Genomic DNA, 17,226 nt, shown 5'->3' on the forward strand with positions numbered 1-17,226 from the left:
CGCTGGAGTGGTCCACCGAGCTCGGTCCCTATCCCGACGCCCTGCTGGCCGACGATCCGCAGACCGGTCTCGCCGCCCGGGAGACCGTCGAGCTGGCCGTGATCGCAGCGCTCATGTACCTGCCGCCACACCCTCCGGCGGCGCGCTCCGTCGGACCCGAAGGACTGGCGCCGCCCGCAGCTCAGCAGCGAGGACGAAGAGATCCTGCGCCGCTACGCCAACGCGAAGGACCCGGAGACGATCCGGGCACTGCTCGCCGAGGACGTACGGATCACGATGCCGCCCGAGCCGCCGGTCGTCGGGATCGACGCGGCCGCGGAGTTCCTCGGCCGACCGCTCGACTGGCGTACGTTCCCCACCTCGGCCAACGGGCGCCCGGCACTGATCAACTATCTCCGCCGGCCCGGCAGCCCGCACTACGAGGCGTTGGTCGTCGACGTACTCCGGATCGAGAACGGGAAGATCGTAGAAAGCAACGCCTTCATCGATGCCCGTCACGTCGCCGCCTTCAGCATGCCCGCCACGCTCGAGCCCTAGACGAGTAAGTCTCAAGCTTAAGTGGCCGAGTCTGCGCTGGTAGTGGGCCCGTTGGGCGCGGACTTGGGATGTTCGTCGCAGATCGACCAGTGCAGGGTGTGCGCTGGGGGTAGTGGTGTGGCGAGGACGAAGGCGTTGAGGCGTCGGCGGATCTCGGCGACGGTCAACGCGATGATCGTCGGGGTCGGGCTGCTGCGCGGTGGTGGCGGCGAGGATGGTCAGGACGGCCAGGGCGAGCATGGCCACTCCGCCATCGATGTGACCCCGGTCAGGCTCGGTGCCGGCAAATTGAATCTTGGTATTCCAGGGTGGTCACAACCACGCTGGAATACCAAGATCGCGGCGCCACCCGATGTCCCCAACCCGGGGAGCCTCAGGAGGGCTGGGGGCCGTTTGGGCACGGGGCCCGGGTCGATTCGTCGCGGGAGACCGCCGTCATCGTGAGCTGTGCGATGAGCATCTGGGCCCGGGGCATCCGGAAGAGGGGCGGCCAGGGTCTGGGTGTGCTGGCCTATCCGGGCTCTTCGTCCGCCCGCCGTGCCTGCCTGCGCCACGTGCGCCGCAACTGCCGGGCCGTGGGCGAGTCGGGCCACATCACGACGTACCGCTGGTCGTTGGCACGTTGGACCGCTTCCGCGACACCGGGCCCGCTGATCCAATCCAACACGGCGGGAAGCGTGCTTCGCCAACTCACGCCCACGGGCAGTTGTTCGGGCAGCGGGAAGCGGGGGATGCCGGCGTGCTCGGGAAAGCAGTCCGGGTAGTCGAGGCCACGGCTCGCCGCGATCAACAGGTCGTACTGCATCCGCTCGCCGCCGGGGGTGCGGCGATCTCCATGAACCACTGGGACCGATCGCAGACGATCTCTATTTCCGCGTCACCGGTGAAGACCAACAGCGCCCCGAAGCTGCTTACCGCTTCGCGCGGCGACGAGGTCAGCTGGTAACCGTGCTCCTCCAGCCACCGGACTGTGTCCCGAACGTCCTGTGGGGCATGGCGCCGTAGGAAGCCATGGACAGCAGGGTCGGCCATTGCATCAGGGTAGGCGGCCGGTACCCGTGCCGGCTGGCCGTCGACGGGCGACCTATTCGTTCGTGGTCGATAGGCAACAGGGGTACCGTGCCGGCGTGGACACCATGCCACGCCGCGTCGACCGGGTCGATGTCCGACAGACCGACGACGAGCTCACCCGAGGGCTGGGTTGACGGAATGATCAACGGTGCTGGCGTGGTCGCCATCTGGGCGGTGAGCGCCTGGTCCCTTGTCGGCCGCGTCCTCTCCCTCGAACTCCACGGACAGGCCGCCGCAACCCTCGGCTTTCCGCGCATCACCCAGCTGCACCTTGACGTCGATGACGAGGCGATCCGACGGGCTCGCGCCGCGCTCCTGGAGATTCTGCAGATGGCCTGCTTTGTGGTCGATCCTCCGGAGAACCCCATCGCATCGTCGGCTGCGTGGGGTGGGGCGGGTTCGCTCATTGTTCCAGGGGTGCTCCCTGGTAACCTCGGCCCCAGCGTCGCGTGCCGGTGGCAGGCCGTGTCAGGCATGGAGGCGCCGGACCGAAGAGGATACGACGATGCTTGTCGTCCCTTCGCCCGTCACCTATGCGTGAGGGTGAGCCGACCAGGCTGGTGGCCTGGAGTCGAGAGTTGCGCCGGGTGCACGAGAGGCTTCGCGAGGCGCTGCGTGTCACCCGGCAGGCCGTGGCCGATGGTTCGTCGGCGGAGTCGGCGACCAGGGATCTGTTGCTGTTCTGCCACGGGTTCTGCACGGCGCTGACCGCGCATCACGAGGGTGAGGACCGGGACCTGTTCCCGGCGATCGCCGAGCAGTATCCCGAGCTGCGGGAGACGTTGCGCTACCTGCGGCAGGACCACTCGATGATCGCGCATCTGTTGGGTGGCCTCCAGGCCGCCGTGACCCGGGCCGCCTCGCCGGCGGAGCTGCATCGGCACCTGGAGGGCGTGGCGGCGATCATGGAGTCCCACTTCAGGTACGAGGAACGTCAGCTCCTGACGGTGCTGGAGACCCTGGCGTTGGACGCGGATCCTGACGTGGTGCTGGGACCGCTGTGACCGTCAGACGGGCCGCCGGTGAGGTAGCGCGGACGGCACCTACCTGACGACGTGGAAGTCGGGGTGGGTGAGCCACCCCGACATCGCCTCCGCGTCGAGACAGACGGCATCGTCGACACGAACGCAGCGGCCGGCGTCGCCCAGGTAGCGGAGCAGGTCTCCGGAGGGCAGGTCGGAGAACTCTACGAACACCCAGCTCTGGGGCAGCCCCGGTACCCATGACATCGATCACCTGTGCGCCGAGTGACTTGACGAGTACGGTGGGTGCGGGCTCCCGCCGGCCGGCGAGAGCCCGCACGCGGTGTCGGGGCCGTCGCGGCAACAGTGGCCGGACGATCGCCCGGGTTGAACACCATCGCTGACATCTCCGGCGTCCCGGATCGCAGGCCGGAGCGTGCGTACGCGTTGTGGTTTCTCAGCGAGGTGGGGCGCCAGAACGATCAGTCGCGTAAACCAGCGGGCCAGGTGCCAGGCTCAGCGAGTTCAATGATGTTGCCGAGATTGTCGGTGATGAACGCGATGCGCTGACCGATTTCTGTCACCTCCATGGGGCCACCGATCAGCCTTACGTCGAGGTCGCGCAGCTGGGAGACGGTCGCGTCAAGATCTTCGACGGCGATGCAGAAGTGGTGCAGGCGCGACGGGTCCATGCTCGTCAGGACGTCGTCGGTCGGCGCCTGACGGTTTGATGCGCCGGCGAGGAGCTCGATCTTGACGTCACCGCTGACGATGTATACGAACGTCGTGCCGTGGGAGTCGAACCGCTGGTCGACGGTGAAGCCGAGCTTGCTCGAGTACCACTCGACGGTGGTGTCGAGGTCGTCGGAAGTCACGCTTATGCCGATATGGTCGTGGGAGAAAGAAATACTCACGCAACCGATGTTTTCCGGCGGTCGAGGCCGTAACCAGAGACGGGTCGACGGTAGGAACTCGGGTACCACCCTTGACTGGGTGGTCAGGAGCGAGAATCAACGGTATGACCACGAACGAGACGACGCTGGGTGCGACGTTGCGCGCCTGGCGCGACCGTCTCTCTCCAGCAGCAGCAGGGCTGCCGAGTGGGCGCGCGCGCCGAGCGAAGGGACTGCGTCGGGAGGAACTTGCGGAGCTCGCCGGGATCTCGGTCGACTACGCCGTACGTCTGGAGCAGGGGCGATCCACCACCCCATCGGCGCAGGTGGTCGCCGCACTCGCACGCGCCCTGCAGCTCACGGATTCCGAACGAGATCATCTCTATCGGCTGGCCGGTCTTGTCCCTCCGTCCCACGCGGAGATCTCCGACCACATCCCGCCAGGTCTTCGCCGCCTCCTCAACCGACTGGATGACACCGCCGCTGCGGTCTTCGCCGCCGACTGGCAGATGATCTGGTGGAACCGCGGCTGGGCGGCGCTCCTGGGCGACCCGTCGTCGACGCCGCCGCACCGTCGCAACTTCGCTCGCGACACCTTCTCGACCGACGGTGAGGGCCCACGCCTGTCGTGCTGGCCGGTGACCTCGTTCGCCCAGGACACGGTTGAGTCCGCCGTTGTGTCCGACCTGCGCCGTGCGACGGGACGCTTTCCGGGTAGCAACCGGTTGACCGACCTGATCCAGCTACTCACCACGGGTAACGAACGCTTTGCCGAGTTGTGGGCCTCCGGCGCGGTCGGTGCGCATCGCGAGGACCAGAAGATCGTCCAACACCCCGTGGCCGGCCCGATCGTGGTGGATTGCGACGTGATCACCGACGGCGACGCGGAAAGGAAGATCGTCATCCTGACAGCGGACCCGGACACCGAAGACGAGACCAAATTCCGACTGGCGCTCCTGCCAGGGGTCCCCGACCCCGCTCGTGGCTGAGGCGACCGACTCAGAGCTCGCGCAGGACCGCCCAACCCACCAACCGGTACGGCGGTGCTCGCCGATTGCTCCAGCCGATGGTGCGCCGGCGGAGTCGGCGACCAGAGATCTGTTGCTGTTCTGCCACGGGTTCTGCACCGCGCTGACCGCACACCACGAGGGCGAGGACCGGGACCTGTTCCCGGCGATCGCCGAGCAGTACCCCGAGTTGCGGGAGACGTTGCGCCGCCTGCGGCAGGACCACTCGATGATCGCGCATCTGTTGGGCGGCCTCCAAGCCGCCGTGACCCGGGCCGCCTCGCCGGCCGAGCTGCATCGGCACCTGGAGGGCGTGGCGGCGATCATGGAGTCCCACTTCAGGTACGAGGAACGTCAGCTCCTGACGGTGCTGGAGACCCTGGCGTTGGACGCGGATCCTGACGTGGTGCTGGGACCGCTGTGACGGTGGCTGGCACCGCCCTCGCCGCGACCACAACCGGGTGAAGAGCAGCCCGGTCGAAACGCCATTCCACGGATATTCGAGCTTGGCGACAGGCGGCTGGACTCAACCGAGGAGTTCGCCAAGCTGATCGCCGTCGCTGGCGGTGGCCCGGGTGCCCCGGCGGAGCTGGACTTCCTCGCCGACATCGCAGAGGCGACGACCGCCCGTACGCGGTGAGCCGTACCGTCTGGGTGCTGCCCGCCGGCCGGGGCCCGTGTCGGCCGCGTCCGCTGCCTCGAACGTGGCAGGCAGGCTGCCGCGAAGCTCGGCTCGCGACAGTCACCTGCACCGTGACCTGGGCGGCGGGGCGTTCCGACGGGCCCGCGGCGGACTCCTGGAGACGCTGCGAACGCACACCTGGGCCGTTGCTCAGGTTACGACTGCTTGCGCCAGAACACGCCAGCGGTGTCAATCGACACGATCGTGTCGGTGATCGCGTTTGCCTCACGGTAGTCGCTGATCGCCTGTCGACAGGCGGCATGTGTCAAGTAGTCGTCGACGACGCAGAAGCCACCGGGCGAGAGCTTCGGGTACAGGGCCGAGATGGCGTCCATCGTCGACCCGTACATGTCGCCGTCAAGCCGCAGGACCGCGAGCCGGTCGATGGGGGCCTTGGGTAGCGTGTCCTTGAACCAGCCCACGAGAAACCGAACCTGATCGTCCAACAGGCCGTAACGCCGGAAGTTGTCACGTACCTGCTCCACACCGATCCGCAGTGCGTCCTCGCGGTAGTGCACGTCGCCGGCATCGGCAGGGTGCTGATTCGGCTTCGCCGGGGGCAGCCCCTGAAACGAGTCGGCGGCGAACACCCGGCGGGTGGTGTCACCGTACGCCTTGAGTACTGCTCGCATGTAGATGACGGCCCCGCCCCGCCACACGCCGGTTTCGATGAGATCACCGGGAACGCCTTCTCGAATCGCCGTCTCGATGCAGAAGCGGATGTTGTCCATTCGCTTGATGCCGATCATCGACTCGGCTCGAGCTGGCCAGTCCAGGCCGCCCTCGCGCTTGGTGGGGTCGTACGGCCGCTTGAGGACAACCTCGATTCCAGCCCTCCTCAGCGCCGCGGCAATCCTGTGGGCGGCAGGCCGCGCCAGGCCTTTCGAGCATGATGTATTGATCCCCGGGATCACATCCGAGTCCTCTGACAGGGTGCCGGTGAGTGTGTCGCGGATGAGGTTGAGGTAGAGATCCCTCGCGTTTCGCAAGCTCTCGCTGTCTTCGAGGTCGAGTGTGGTTCCCGTTGCCGAGCGGGGCCGGATCGTTGCTGGCTCCATATTTCTACGCCTTCCCGATATCGTGAAAAGATTTAAGGTCCGCCGTGCTGCGGAAAGCGGCAAAGGTACTGTAACGCAGGATTTTGCCGGACAACCTCCGAAGTGCAAGCTCCTGTCAGGAGCATCCGTACGCGATCAGATACGGCTCGTGCCGCCTGTCGGGGTTCGCTGCCGACCGGGAGGGCTCGGCGAACCTGCGTTCGTGCGGAAACCGTCGGCGAATCCTGGCGGTTTCCGCCCCGCCGAAGCTGCGACAGCGGATAGCGAGTAGAGCGGGGAAACCCGTCCGGTGTTCACCAATGGGCGCGTCATCTCATGAAGAAGGCCGGCTTCGATTGCCCGATCCAATCGGGACGCCCGCCGGTACGGCGGAGCCGGGGCGCCTGCTTGCCGGCGCTGGGGCGTTGGCAGGAGGCGATCAGCCCATCCGGCCGGGACGGTTCGGCGGTACGTCGGCTCCGTCCGGACCGGCACAGTCCGACCCTAAGGCGGATTCAGCGGACTCCACCGTCGATGTGATGACGGGTAATGTGCTCAGGGTCATCGGTGGGGGAGGCGATCAGGCTGTGGTGACGCTGCCGTCGATGCGGAGGCTCGGCGACTACCGACTCGTCAGCTCACTCGGCCACGGCGGGATGGGTGACGTCTACTTCGGAGTGTCCTCGACCGCGGACCGGGTGGCGGTCAAGGTCATCCGTCCACATCTGCTCGACAACCCGACGGCCCGACAGCGCTTCGCGGCCGAGGTGGAGAGCCTGCGACTCGTCTGGGGCTCCCGGGTGGCCCGGCTGGAGGACGCCGATCCGCTCGGCGACCCGGCCTGGCTCGCCGTCGAGTACGTCCCCGGTCTGACCCTGGCCCAGTACGTCGAACGGCGTGGCCCGCTGCCGCCGGCGGTGGTGGCGATGCTCGGGGCGATGCTCGTCGACGGCCTGGACCGGGTGCACCAGGCCGGGCTGCTGCACCGGGATCTGAAGCCCAGCAACATCATCCTCGGCGGCGACGGGCCGGTGCTGATCGACTTCGGCCTGGCGGTGATCGCCGACCGGGACGACTATCTGACGGATCCGGGCGGGGTGGTCGGCACCCCCGACTACATGGCTCCGGAACGGGTTCGGGGTGAACCGGACGCCGGTCCGGAGTCGGATGTCTACGGCCTCGGCGCGACCCTGGTCTTCGCGCTGACCGGGCACCGGCTCTATCCGCAGGCGAAGACCCTGCCGGCGCTGCTGTTCCAGATCGCCGACCCGGCGGTGCTGCCGGAGATGTCGGGGGTGCCGGCCGAGGTGGCGCCGGTGCTCGGCGCGATGCTGGCGTACGACCCGTCGGCCCGGCCCGGTCTGCCGGCGGTCCGGGAACGGCTGCTGGCGGTGGCGACCGCCGACGGTGCCCCGGCCGCCGACGTACGGCAGCGGTTGACCGCGCTGACCTTCGACGGCAGTGGCGAACCCGTGGTGCCGCCGGTGCTGGACGATCCGCTTCGGGATCCTGAGGAGGTCGACCGGGGCGGGGGCAGCACCGACGAGGATCCGGCCGTCAGCCCACCGGACCCCGGCCAGGACACGGACCCGGATCTCGATGATCGGGCGCCGGCATCCGACCAGCAGCGGGTGACGGAGCCGGGACACGGTTCCCCGGAGACCGCAGCACCGGACGTCGGCTGGCTGATCGACCAGTTGCGTCGCCAGTACGCCCGCCGCGCCACCCTCTGACGATCCCCACAACCACCCCACACCCCCCGGCACCACCGCAGGACAACTGAACATCCCCCTCGCCGCGAAGGACGCCCCCACCTATGACTCCTCCGCCTCTCTCCACCGTTCCCACCGCCGGTGCGACGGCCCGGCACGCCGACCCGGCCGACCCGCAAACCGATCCGTCGGCCGGCGACCCTGACCCGACGGCCGCCGAGGTGCCCACCAGCGCACTGTTCGCGCCCGGGCAACGGATCGTGGTCCGGGACGAGGAGTGGCTGGTCCGGACGGCAAAACCGGTCCACGGCGGCACGATGGTCAAGGCCGTCGGGGTTTCCGAGCTGGTCCAGGACGTCGAGGCGACGTTCTTCACCAACCTGGAGCCGGTCCGGACGATGCGGCCGGAGGAGACGGTCCTGGTGCAGGACACCTCCGCCCGGTTCCGGCAGAGCCGGCTGTTCCTGGAGGCGGTGCTGCGGCGTACTCCGTTGCCGCAGTCGGAGCGCGGCCTGGCGCTGGCGGACCGGTTTTTGCTGGATCCGCTCACCTACCAGCTCCGGCCGGCGGAGCTGGCGCTGGCTGGGCTGCGGCCCCGGATCCTGCTCGCCGACGTGGTCGGGCTCGGGAAGACGCTGGAGATCGGGCTGATCCTGGCCGAGCTGATCCGGCGGGGCCGGGGCGACCGGATCCTGGTCGTCTCTCCGCAGCAGGTGTTGGAGCAGTTCCAGCGGGAGCTGTGGACCCGGTTCGCGATTCCGCTGGTCCGGCTCGACTCGACCGGCATCCAGCGGATCCAGCAGGAGATCCCGGCGGGGCGGAACCCGTTCACCTACTTTCGGCGGGCGATCATCTCGGTCGACACCCTCAAGGACGCCGGCCAGTTCGGCCACCATCTCGACGCGATCGAGTGGGACGTGGTGGTGATCGACGAGTCGCACAACCTGATCAACCGGGGGACGCAGCGCAACGAGCTGGCCCGCCGGCTGGCCGCCCGGAGTGACGCGTTGCTGCTGGCCAGCGCCACCCCGCACAACGGCGACCGGCGGTCGTTCGCGGAGCTGATCTCGTTGCTCGACCCGACCGCGATCACCGACCCGGACAACTACTCGGCGGACGACATCGCCCACCTCTACCTGCGCCGGACAAAAATCAGCCCGGAGGTTCGGGACCAGATCGGCAACCGCTGGGCGGACCGGGGCCCGTCGCGGGCTCTGCACTGCGCGGCCAGCGCCGCCGAGGAGCGGATCTTCGCCGAGCTGACCGACGTGTGGCTCGCCGGGCAGTGGAGTGACCATCCGGTACGCGGGCAGGACCGGCTCTTTCCGTACACCCTGCTGAAGTCGTTTCTTTCCTCGCACCGGGCGCTGGCGGCGACGGTGAAGGCGCGGATGGACAAGGCGACCGGGCGGGAGCGGGCGGCGCTGGACCGGCTCGCGGAGCTGACCTCGGCGATGACCGACGACGAGTCGAGCAAGCTCGACCGGCTGGTCCGGGAGCTGCGGGACGAGATCGGCGTCCGGCCCGGCAGCCCGGTCCGGGCGGTGGTCTTCTCCGAGCGGGTGCAGACCCTCAAGTGGCTGGCCGAGGTGGTGCCGGCCCGGCTCGGGCTGCGCCCCTCGGCGGTACGGGTCCTGCACGGCACCCTGCCGGACGCCGAGGAGCAGCAGGTGTTGCAGGAGTTCGAGTTGGCCGGCAGCGAGGTACGGCTGCTCTTCACCGGCGACGTCGCCTCGGAGGGAGTGAACCTGCACCAGCAGTGCCACCACCTGATCCACTACGACATCCCGTGGAGTCTGATCCGGATCGAGCAGCGCAACGGCCGGATCGACCGGTACGGCCAGCGGCACGAGCCGCAGTTCCGGGCGCTGATCCTCACCTCGTCGGTGCCGAACGCCAAGGACGACCGGATGGTGGCGGAGAAGCTGCTGGCCCGGGAGGAGGCGGCGCACCGCAGCCTCGGCAGCGTCTCGGCGGCGATCGGCCTCTACGACGCGAAGGTGGAGGAGGACCGGCTGGTCCGGGACCTGATGGACGGCAAGACGGTGGAGCGCAGCTATCCCGACGAGCCGGCCGAGGACGATCCGCTCGCCGCCCTGATGGCCGGGGTGGGGGAGACCCCGATCGCGGTCGAGCCGCAGCGGGTGGAGGTGCCGAAGCTTTTCGCCTCGACCAGCGACTTTGTCGACACCGCCCTGGCCGAGCTCTACGACGACCGGCCGGAGGACCGGATCGGGCTGCGTCGGGAGGACGAGCTGATGTCGCTGCTCGCCCCGGCCGACCTGGTGCACCGGCTCTCCGACCTGCCCCGGTCCTATCTGCGGGCGCATGCCGAGGGTGACGAGCTGCGGTTGAAGATGACGTTCGACCGGCGGCTCGCCCAGCGCAAGCTCGACGAGGCCCGGAGCGCGGAGCAGCCGGTCTGGCCGGAGATCGCGTTCCTCAGCGACGTACATCCGATGGTGGAGTGGCTTGTCGACAAGGTGTTGGCCCGGCTCGGCCGGCAGCAGGCGCTGGTGTTGACCGCCGACGTCGACGAGCCGACCTTCCTGGTGCAGGGCGTCTACTGCAACCGGCTCGGCCAGCCGACGGTGGTGGAGTGGATGGCGGTGACCGGGCTGCCGGCCGTACCCCGGGTCGGGCCGATGGTGGCGGCGCTGGCCGCGGCCGGGGTCGGCCCGGAGTTGGCGAACCCGGGCCGGCCGGTGCCGTTGGACGGGCTGCGGGCGTTGGTGCCGGCGGCGATCGAGGCGGCCCGGGCCGATCTGGCGGCCCGGCGGGCCGAGTGGGACGCCCAGATCGCCGCCCCGCTGCGTGAGCACCGGCAGAAGGTGGAGCGGTTCGCGCAGGCGAGCCTGCTCGACGAGCTGCCGGCGGCGCAGCGGGAGCGCCGGCGTCAGCGGGTGCACCGGACGGTACGGGAGCAGACCGACCTGGTGACCCGCCTGGAGACCGCCGGTGATCCGCTGTTGCGGCTGCTCGGCGTACTGGTGAATCCGGCGACGGCGGCGGACCAGACGCCGGCGCTCGGGGCTGGCAGCACAGCGGAGGCGGGGGCATGAGTTTCGAGTCGTTGACCAACCGGGGCGAGTACCTTTCCGCGCACTACCTCGCCGAGGTGCTGCCGACCACCCTCAAGGGTGGGCTGGCCAAGAAGTGGGCGGAGGAGGAGCGCGGCGGCCGGCTGACTCCCCGGGCCGCGCTGCGTGGCTTCCGCCGCGACTACTTCGACCGGAAGACCGAGCTGGCCGACCGGGAGCTGTTCGACCCGGAGCGGCTGCGCAAGGTGCACGTCGAGCTGTTGAAGGTGCTCGGCTTCGGCGACCCGGAGTCGGGGACGGGGCCGGGGCCGGGGCCGGAACCGAGGACGATCACGGTCGAGCGGGCCGGGCAGGAGCAGCAGATCCGGGTGGCGTACGCCGAGCCGGGCAGCGGCGGCACCGGGCACGGCATCGTCGCGATCGAGTGCGGCTGGGCGGTGGACACCGACGCCGCCCAGGATCCGACCGAGGCGGGCCGGCTGCTGGACCCGGTCGAGTTGGCCGGCGGGGAGCGGATCGAGACCGGGGCGAAGCTCGCCTCGTGGCTTTTCGCCGCCGAGGACCCACCCCGGTATGTCCTGATCCTCGGCGGCGGTGTGGTCACCCTCGCCGACCGCAGTGTCTGGGGTGAGGGGCGCTATCTGGCGGTCAGCCTCGACGTGCTCTACGGCCGCAACGACGAGCGGGAGTACGACGTCGTCGCCGCACTGTTCGGGGCGGATTCGCTGCGCCCGCCGGCCGAGGGCGGCAGTGAGCCGCTGGCGGACCTGGTCGCCGGTTCCCGGCAGCACGCGGTCGGGGTCAGCGGCGAGTTGCGGGAGGGGCTGCGTACCTCGGTCGAGTTGATCGCGAACGAGGTGCTGGACCGGATCCGCCAGGCCGGCTACCGGCCGGAGGAGGTCGCCGACCTGGACGAGCTGGCCCGCGACCTGGGCCGGGAGGCGCTGCGCTACCTGTACCGGATTCTCTTCCTGCTCTACGCCGAGGCCCGGCCGGAGCTGGGGGTGTTGCCGACGAAGGATCCGGAATACCTGGAGGGCTACAGCATGGCCCGGCTCGGTGACCTGGTCGCCCGCCGGCTGCCGCCGTCGGCGAAGGACGGCTTCCACCTCTACGAGTCGCTGGACCTGCTGTTCCGGATGGTCAACAACGGGCACCCGACGCAGGAAACCGACGAGGGGGAGACGCTCAGCGCGGGCGAGGGGCTGCGGTTCGAGCCGCTGCGTTCCGACCTGTTCCTGCCGGAGGCGATCACCCTGATCGGCGAGCGGATCCCGCAGCCGGACTGCGACGACGACGTCAACGGCCCGAAGCTCGACACCCGGCTGCGCAACGAGACTCTCTACGAGGTGCTGCGCCGCCTGATGATCACCAAGGGTGGGCGGCGGCGACGCGGCGGCTTCATCTCGTACGCCCAGCTCGGGATCAACCAGCTCGGCGCGGTCTACGAGGGGCTGATGTCGTACACCGGGTTTGTCGCCACCGAACGGCTCTTCGAGGTGGCGAAGCACGGCGACCCGAAGGACGGTTCGTGGATGATCCCCGAGTCCAAGGTGGACGACTACGACGACGACGTCTTTGTGCTCAAGGAGCACCCGGTCACCGGGCACAAGAGCCGGATCCCGTACGAGCCGGGGCAGTTCGTCTACCGGCTCGCCGGCCGGGACCGGCAGACCAGCGCCTCCTACTACACCCCGCAGTCGTTGACCGAGGTCACCGTCCAGCTCGCGTTGAAGTACCGGATCGAGGAGGCCGGCGACGGCCTGCGGGCCCGGGACCTGCTCGACTGGACGATCTGCGAGCCGGCGCTCGGCTCCGGTGCCTTCCTCAACGAGGCGATCAACCAGGTCGCCGCCGAATATCTGCGCCGCCGCCAGGAGGAGCTGGGGGTCGCCCTCGAACCCGAGGACTACCACCTGGAACTCCAGCGGGTGAAGGCGTACATCGCACTGCACAACTGCTATGGCGTCGACCTGAACCGGACCGCGGTCGAGCTGGCCGAGGTGTCACTCTGGCTGAACGTGATGCACGCCGGGCTGCGGGCACCCTGGTTCGGCCTGCACCTCAAGCGCGGCAACTCGCTGATCGGCGGCGGCCGGCGGCTCTATCGGCCGGAGCAGCTCACCGACAAGTCGTGGCTGACCACCGCACCCGAGGACCGGCCGTTCCGGGACGGCGACATCACCGAGGGCACCGTCCACCACTTCCTGCTCCCGGCCGACGGCTGGGGCGCGGTCGCCGCCGAGAAGGAGGCCCGCGAGCTGGCGCCGACCGAGGCCGACAAGCTCAAGAAATGGCGTACGGCGATCAAGCGCGCGCCGTCGGCAAAGGGTTCCCGGAAGCAGCCGTCGCAGGTGGCCCGGCTCCAGGCGCTCGCCGGCCGGGTCGAGTTCCTGTGGAAACTGGTACGACTCCGGCTGGAGATCTCGGAGCGGGAGATCCGTCGGGACATCCCGGTCTGGGAGCCGGAGTCGCCGCTGCCGCCGGCTGACGGGGCGGTGCCGAGGGAGAAGATCCTCGCCGACCTGACGGCGACCGGCACACCGTACTGGCGGTTGAAGACCGTGATGGACGTCTGGTGCGCGCTGTGGTTCTGGCCGCTGGACGCCGCCGAGCTGCTGGACGGCTCTTCGGACGCGTACCCGGCCGAGCCGGTCGAGGTCACCCACGTCCGGGAGGTGCCCGCGTACGACGACCCGGTGTCGTACCAGAAGCAGGACCTGTTCGGGGGTGTCGAGTCGGTCCAGTTGGCGATGCCGGTCAAGCCGACCGCGACCCGGAAGGTGAGCTTTGCCGAGCAGCTCCGCCGGCCGGTGCCGCTGGCGAACCTGGACGACTGGCTCACCTTCGCCGAGGCCATGCTGGGCCGGGCCGACCTCCCGGACGACTCGCTCTTCTCCCAGCTCACCACCCTTGCCGAGGTGACCGAGTACGAGCGCGGGCTGGACGGCCTGATGGGGATGGAAAATCCCCTCCGGTTCGAGGAACGCTTCCCCTGGCTGCACACCGCCACCCGGATCGCCGACGAGCAGGGCTTCTTCCACTGGGAACTGACCTTCGCCCAGGCGTTCGGCAAAGGCGGCTTCGACCTCCAAGTCGGCAACCCACCCTGGGTACGGCCCCGCTGGCTGGAAGACTTTGTACTGGCGGAGCACAATCCTTGGTTCGTGCTTGCGGATAAACCGACGCCGTCAGTCTACGAATCGCGAAGGGCCGCGATACTTGCCCGCGAGAATATTACCAGGGCTTATTGTCGAGAGCTGGCGCTGCAGGCTGCGTTGGTCAATCTCTTTACATCTCCCGTTGAGTACCGCCTGCTCGCCAACACGCAAGCGAATCTTTATCGCGCGTTCATGATTCGATCCTGGCAACTACTCAAGCCAATCGGGATGGCTGGCTTTCTGCACCCGAACTCGCACCTGAACGGGACGAAAGAAGGTCCCCTGCGTTCTGCTTGCTATCGTAGGCTGCGGTTCCATGCACACTTCATTAATCAGCGGAAGCAGCACCTGTTCGTTGAGGTGGACAACCATGTGGAATTCGGTATCCATGTATACGGCGCCGTTCGGGATGTGGCTTTCGGTCAGATCGCATGGTTGTATGACCCGTCTACTCTTGTGGGATCATTATCTCACGATGGTGGAGGCAATCTACCGGGCTTGAAGTTCGAGGGCGACTGGGATCTGCGTACTCACGCCGGCCGAATCGTGCAGGTCAACCGCGATGTGCTTGCGGAGTGGAAGCTCATGACGGACGAGGATGATGTGCCCGTCGATCAGGCGAAGATACTCTATCCGGTGACTGCTGCGGAGCAGGGGGCAATCAAGGCGATTGCAAGTTTTCCGGACCGAATCAACGCTGCTACTACAAAGGTTAGCCGCGGATTTGTCGAAGGAGATGCTCAGCGCGACGGTGCGATCAGGTGGGGTACCTCGGAGGTGGGAAGCTGGGACGAGGTCATTTTGCAAGGCCCTCTGATCGGCATCGCAAACCCGCTTGCCAAACAGCCCAACGTACCATGCAAGAGCAACAAGGACTACCGCTCTATCGACCTCGTTAGTGCGGCTGACGACTTCGTGCCCCGTACCAACTACAGAGTTGCCGGGTCCAAAAAAGAATTTCGGGAATCTTTAGAAAAGTGGGAGGGGAGGCCATTTGCTGATTATTATCGTCTAGCCTGGCGCGAGATGATTTCGGTGAGCGGAGAGCGAAGCTTGTACTCTGCGGTCTATCCGCCAGGGCCGTCGCATGTGAAAGCGGTGCATACGCTTGCCATGGCTAGCGATCAGCTGACCGTTTTGAATGCTGGCTTCTGGGCATCCCTTCCGCTCGACTATGGAGTCCGAATCTCAGGGAAGTCGACCCTGTATGGCAAGGAGATATTCTCGATCCCCGCGGCGTCTGAAGGGCACCCCTTGGCGCGACCGCTCCTTCTGCGCATACTACGTCTCGTCTGCCTTACAAACGCCTATTCGGATCTCTGGTCCTCCCTGTTCGACCCCATGTTCCAGAATGAGCGATGGGCCATAGACTGGCCCCGGGCGCAGGCGATTGCGCCGATATCGCCGGTGTGGAAGCGGGATACTCCACTGCGAAGCGAGTATGAGAGGCGTGCTGCCTTGGTCGAGATCGACGCCTTGGTGTCGGTATGGCTGGGCATCGAGGTAGATCAGCTCTCGGCGATGTTCAGCTCTCGGTATGCGGTCTTGAGTAGTTACGAGGCCGAGATGTGGTTTGATGCCAACGGGCACAAAATTGCTCGGGAATTCCATGCCCAGGGAGTGCGGCAGTCGCAGGATTCGTTCAAGAAGCTGATGGCCTACTTTGATGACCCCCAGCGGAATCTCGTGCCGGAAGGGTATGCGCCGCCCTTTTATCGCGCGAACCGGGAGCAGGAGTACCGCCAAGCGCACGCCGCGTTCAGTCGTCAGCTCGCTGAGAACGCGTAAGGGCGATGGAAGGGGTTCCTTTGGTCCCGCTTTGCGACTAAGCTGGCCTCTGTGGTGACGACACTCATTGAATCGGGCGATGAAGGGGATTTCAAGGAGGCGGATTTCATCTACTTTTTGCGAAGTCTGCTTAATGCGCGGTACCCCGATAGTCGTATTATGGCTAATGTTGACGGCATTGACCTTATCCTCGATCGCCGCGGCGAATACACGATCGTTGAGGTAAAACGAGCGGCGCCCCAAACGCTATCCAGGGTGAATATGGTGGCCCACCAGTTATCTAGACTTGGTGAACGTCTGCGCGCTGGTGCGTCACCCGTGAGGGTAAATTTGGTATTGGCGATACCTGGCTCCCTCTCTGTGAGCAACCTTGAGGCTCTTCGGCGTTCTGGAATTGACGTCTGGGATCGCAAGTGGATACTGGCGTCTGCGGCTGCAGTCGGGATGGAAGATGAGGCAATTCGTTTCATCAAGGGTGGGGTGAAGCCTAAGTCGCCTAGCCATGCTCAAGCGCTGGGGTGGAGGTTGGAGCGCATCCCGCCGGGGCGGGCGGATTGGTCGGCTTACCAGAAACTTTGCGGGGAGATCCTGGATCATCTGTTTTGCCCCCCGCTGTCGGCGCCGATTGGGGAGCGCACTAACGAGGCGGAGACGAATCGCCGAGACTTCATCCTGCCGAATTATGCTATTAGCGGGTTCTGGGCATTTTTGCGTGTACGATACGGTGCCGATCATGTTGTGGTAGACGCCAAGAACTACACGGACGGGATTAAGAAACCCGAGGTACTCCAGCTCGCGAATTACTTGTCTCTACATGGGCCGGGCCACTTCGGTCTCATTGTTACTCGGAAGGGGGCAGATAACTCGGCGCTTGTTACGCGCCGCGAGCAATGGACTGTATATAACAAAATGATCCTTATCCTTGATGATGATGACGTGAAGCAGATGTTGGAGTCGAAAGACGCTTCGGGGGAGCCGGATTTGCTGATCCGTCAAAAGATAGAGGATTTTCGACTTTCGATATAGGAGAGTGGCTGAGGTTCGCTCGCTGATGTTTTGGAGATCCTTGGCTCGCTATGGGTGCAGCTTTTATTCTGAGCCCGCTTTCCCTTTTACGTGTATTCTGCTGCAGTCTTCTCTGCCTGCTGGATGAATCCGTCAAGCCGTGAATCGGTCATGTTCTCGTCATGCAGCAGTGTGCCGAGAATCGCGATCTGTGCAGAGAAGGCGACGTCGGGAGCGATGTCGTCCACAAGGTGCGCCTCGCCGAGTACGGCACGGATCATCCCCTCCATGGCGAGGGCGGGAAGCTCGGAGCCGTCCTGGTACCGTGCG

At 66.9% G+C, this 17,226-nt stretch carries 13 protein-coding genes; 8 read left to right on the plus strand and 5 right to left on the minus strand.

Annotated features, from left to right (window positions below):
* Positions 1 to 276: 276 nt before the first annotated feature.
* Positions 277 to 537: a hypothetical protein gene (locus ABGB05_RS35160; protein WP_347658312.1), complete on the plus strand. Its 261-nt coding sequence runs from the start codon at positions 277 to 279 to the stop codon at positions 535 to 537.
* 511 nt (positions 538 to 1,048) lie between these two features.
* On the opposite strand, the gene ABGB05_RS35165 is transcribed toward ABGB05_RS35160, so the two are convergent.
* Entirely contained in the window at positions 1,049 to 1,342 is a 294-nt protein-coding gene (locus ABGB05_RS35165) for a hypothetical protein (RefSeq protein ID WP_347658313.1), read from the minus strand.
* Between the two features lie 799 nt (positions 1,343 to 2,141).
* Between ABGB05_RS35165 and ABGB05_RS35170 the strand changes: the two genes are divergently transcribed.
* The gene (locus ABGB05_RS35170) at positions 2,142 to 2,612 is read left to right on the plus strand and encodes a hemerythrin domain-containing protein (RefSeq protein WP_347658314.1); all 471 of its coding nucleotides are present in this window, start codon (positions 2,142 to 2,144) and stop codon (positions 2,610 to 2,612) included.
* Between the two features lie 39 nt (positions 2,613 to 2,651).
* Here ABGB05_RS35170 and ABGB05_RS35175 read toward each other — a convergent pair whose 3' ends face one another.
* Together ABGB05_RS35175 and ABGB05_RS35180 are read right to left on the minus strand one after the other, a co-directional pair.
* On the minus strand, positions 2,652 to 2,837 hold the full coding sequence (locus ABGB05_RS35175) for a hypothetical protein (protein ID WP_347658315.1): 186 nt from the start codon (positions 2,835 to 2,837) through the stop codon (positions 2,652 to 2,654).
* Between the two features lie 215 nt (positions 2,838 to 3,052).
* On the minus strand, positions 3,053 to 3,484 hold the full coding sequence (locus ABGB05_RS35180) for a VOC family protein (RefSeq protein ID WP_347658316.1): 432 nt from the start codon (positions 3,482 to 3,484) through the stop codon (positions 3,053 to 3,055).
* 104 nt (positions 3,485 to 3,588) lie between these two features.
* Between ABGB05_RS35180 and ABGB05_RS35185 the strand changes: the two genes are divergently transcribed.
* Both ABGB05_RS35185 and ABGB05_RS35190 read left to right on the plus strand, forming a co-directional pair.
* Positions 3,589 to 4,452, plus strand: a complete 864-nt coding sequence (locus ABGB05_RS35185) for a helix-turn-helix transcriptional regulator (RefSeq protein ID WP_347658317.1) — start codon at positions 3,589 to 3,591, stop codon at positions 4,450 to 4,452.
* Positions 4,445 to 4,894, plus strand: a complete 450-nt coding sequence (locus tag ABGB05_RS35190; RefSeq protein ID WP_347658318.1) for a hemerythrin domain-containing protein — start codon at positions 4,445 to 4,447, stop codon at positions 4,892 to 4,894. The genes ABGB05_RS35185 and ABGB05_RS35190 overlap by 8 nt, the downstream gene beginning before the upstream one ends.
* 413 nt (positions 4,895 to 5,307) lie before the next feature.
* On the opposite strand, the gene ABGB05_RS35195 is transcribed toward ABGB05_RS35190, so the two are convergent.
* The gene (locus tag ABGB05_RS35195) at positions 5,308 to 6,210 is read right to left on the minus strand and encodes a TylF/MycF family methyltransferase (RefSeq protein WP_347658319.1); all 903 of its coding nucleotides are present in this window, start codon (positions 6,208 to 6,210) and stop codon (positions 5,308 to 5,310) included.
* Between the two features lie 584 nt (positions 6,211 to 6,794).
* On the opposite strand from ABGB05_RS35195, the gene ABGB05_RS35200 reads away from it, so the two are divergent.
* From ABGB05_RS35200 to ABGB05_RS35215, 4 genes are all read left to right on the plus strand, one after another.
* Entirely contained in the window at positions 6,795 to 7,922 is a 1,128-nt protein-coding gene (locus ABGB05_RS35200) for a serine/threonine-protein kinase (protein ID WP_347658320.1), read from the plus strand.
* 83 nt (positions 7,923 to 8,005) lie between these two features.
* On the plus strand, positions 8,006 to 10,963 hold the full coding sequence (locus ABGB05_RS35205) for a helicase-related protein (protein WP_347658321.1): 2,958 nt from the start codon (positions 8,006 to 8,008) through the stop codon (positions 10,961 to 10,963).
* Positions 10,960 to 15,891 (plus strand): class I SAM-dependent DNA methyltransferase, encoded by a 4,932-nt coding sequence (locus ABGB05_RS35210; protein ID WP_347658322.1) that lies wholly within the window; start codon positions 10,960 to 10,962, stop codon positions 15,889 to 15,891. Before ABGB05_RS35205 ends, ABGB05_RS35210 begins: the two co-directional genes overlap by 4 nt.
* 51 nt (positions 15,892 to 15,942) lie before the next feature.
* Entirely contained in the window at positions 15,943 to 16,917 is a 975-nt protein-coding gene (locus tag ABGB05_RS35215) for a hypothetical protein (RefSeq protein WP_347658323.1), read from the plus strand.
* Between the two features lie 86 nt (positions 16,918 to 17,003).
* On the opposite strand, the gene ABGB05_RS35220 is transcribed toward ABGB05_RS35215, so the two are convergent.
* Entirely contained in the window at positions 17,004 to 17,186 is a 183-nt protein-coding gene (locus tag ABGB05_RS35220; RefSeq protein ID WP_347658324.1) for a hypothetical protein, read from the minus strand.
* Between the last annotated feature and the right edge of the window lie 40 nt (positions 17,187 to 17,226).

Origin of the sequence: Plantactinospora sp. B5E13, from assembly GCF_039871775.1 — a bacterium.
Taxonomy (GTDB): Bacteria; Actinomycetota; Actinomycetes; order Mycobacteriales; family Micromonosporaceae; genus Plantactinospora.

What these genes read in the sequence shown, in the direction of transcription:
- ABGB05_RS35160 (WP_347658312.1), top strand. Translation starts at nt 277, where the DNA reads ATGCCGCCCGAGCCGCCGGTCGTCGGGATCGACGCGGCCGCGGAGTTC.
- ABGB05_RS35165 (WP_347658313.1), bottom strand. Translation starts at nt 1,342, where the DNA reads ATGCAGTACGACCTGTTGATCGCGGCGAGCCGTGGCCTCGACTACCCG.
- ABGB05_RS35170 (WP_347658314.1), top strand. Translation starts at nt 2,142, where the DNA reads ATGCGTGAGGGTGAGCCGACCAGGCTGGTGGCCTGGAGTCGAGAGTTG.
- ABGB05_RS35175 (WP_347658315.1), bottom strand. Translation starts at nt 2,837, where the DNA reads ATGTCATGGGTACCGGGGCTGCCCCAGAGCTGGGTGTTCGTAGAGTTC.
- ABGB05_RS35185 (WP_347658317.1), top strand. Translation starts at nt 3,589, where the DNA reads ATGACCACGAACGAGACGACGCTGGGTGCGACGTTGCGCGCCTGGCGC.
- ABGB05_RS35195 (WP_347658319.1), bottom strand. Translation starts at nt 6,210, where the DNA reads ATGGAGCCAGCAACGATCCGGCCCCGCTCGGCAACGGGAACCACACTC.
- ABGB05_RS35200 (WP_347658320.1), top strand. Translation starts at nt 6,795, where the DNA reads ATGCGGAGGCTCGGCGACTACCGACTCGTCAGCTCACTCGGCCACGGC.
- ABGB05_RS35205 (WP_347658321.1), top strand. Translation starts at nt 8,006, where the DNA reads ATGACTCCTCCGCCTCTCTCCACCGTTCCCACCGCCGGTGCGACGGCC.
- ABGB05_RS35210 (WP_347658322.1), top strand. Translation starts at nt 10,960, where the DNA reads ATGAGTTTCGAGTCGTTGACCAACCGGGGCGAGTACCTTTCCGCGCAC.
- ABGB05_RS35220 (WP_347658324.1), bottom strand. Translation starts at nt 17,186, where the DNA reads ATGGAGGGGATGATCCGTGCCGTACTCGGCGAGGCGCACCTTGTGGAC.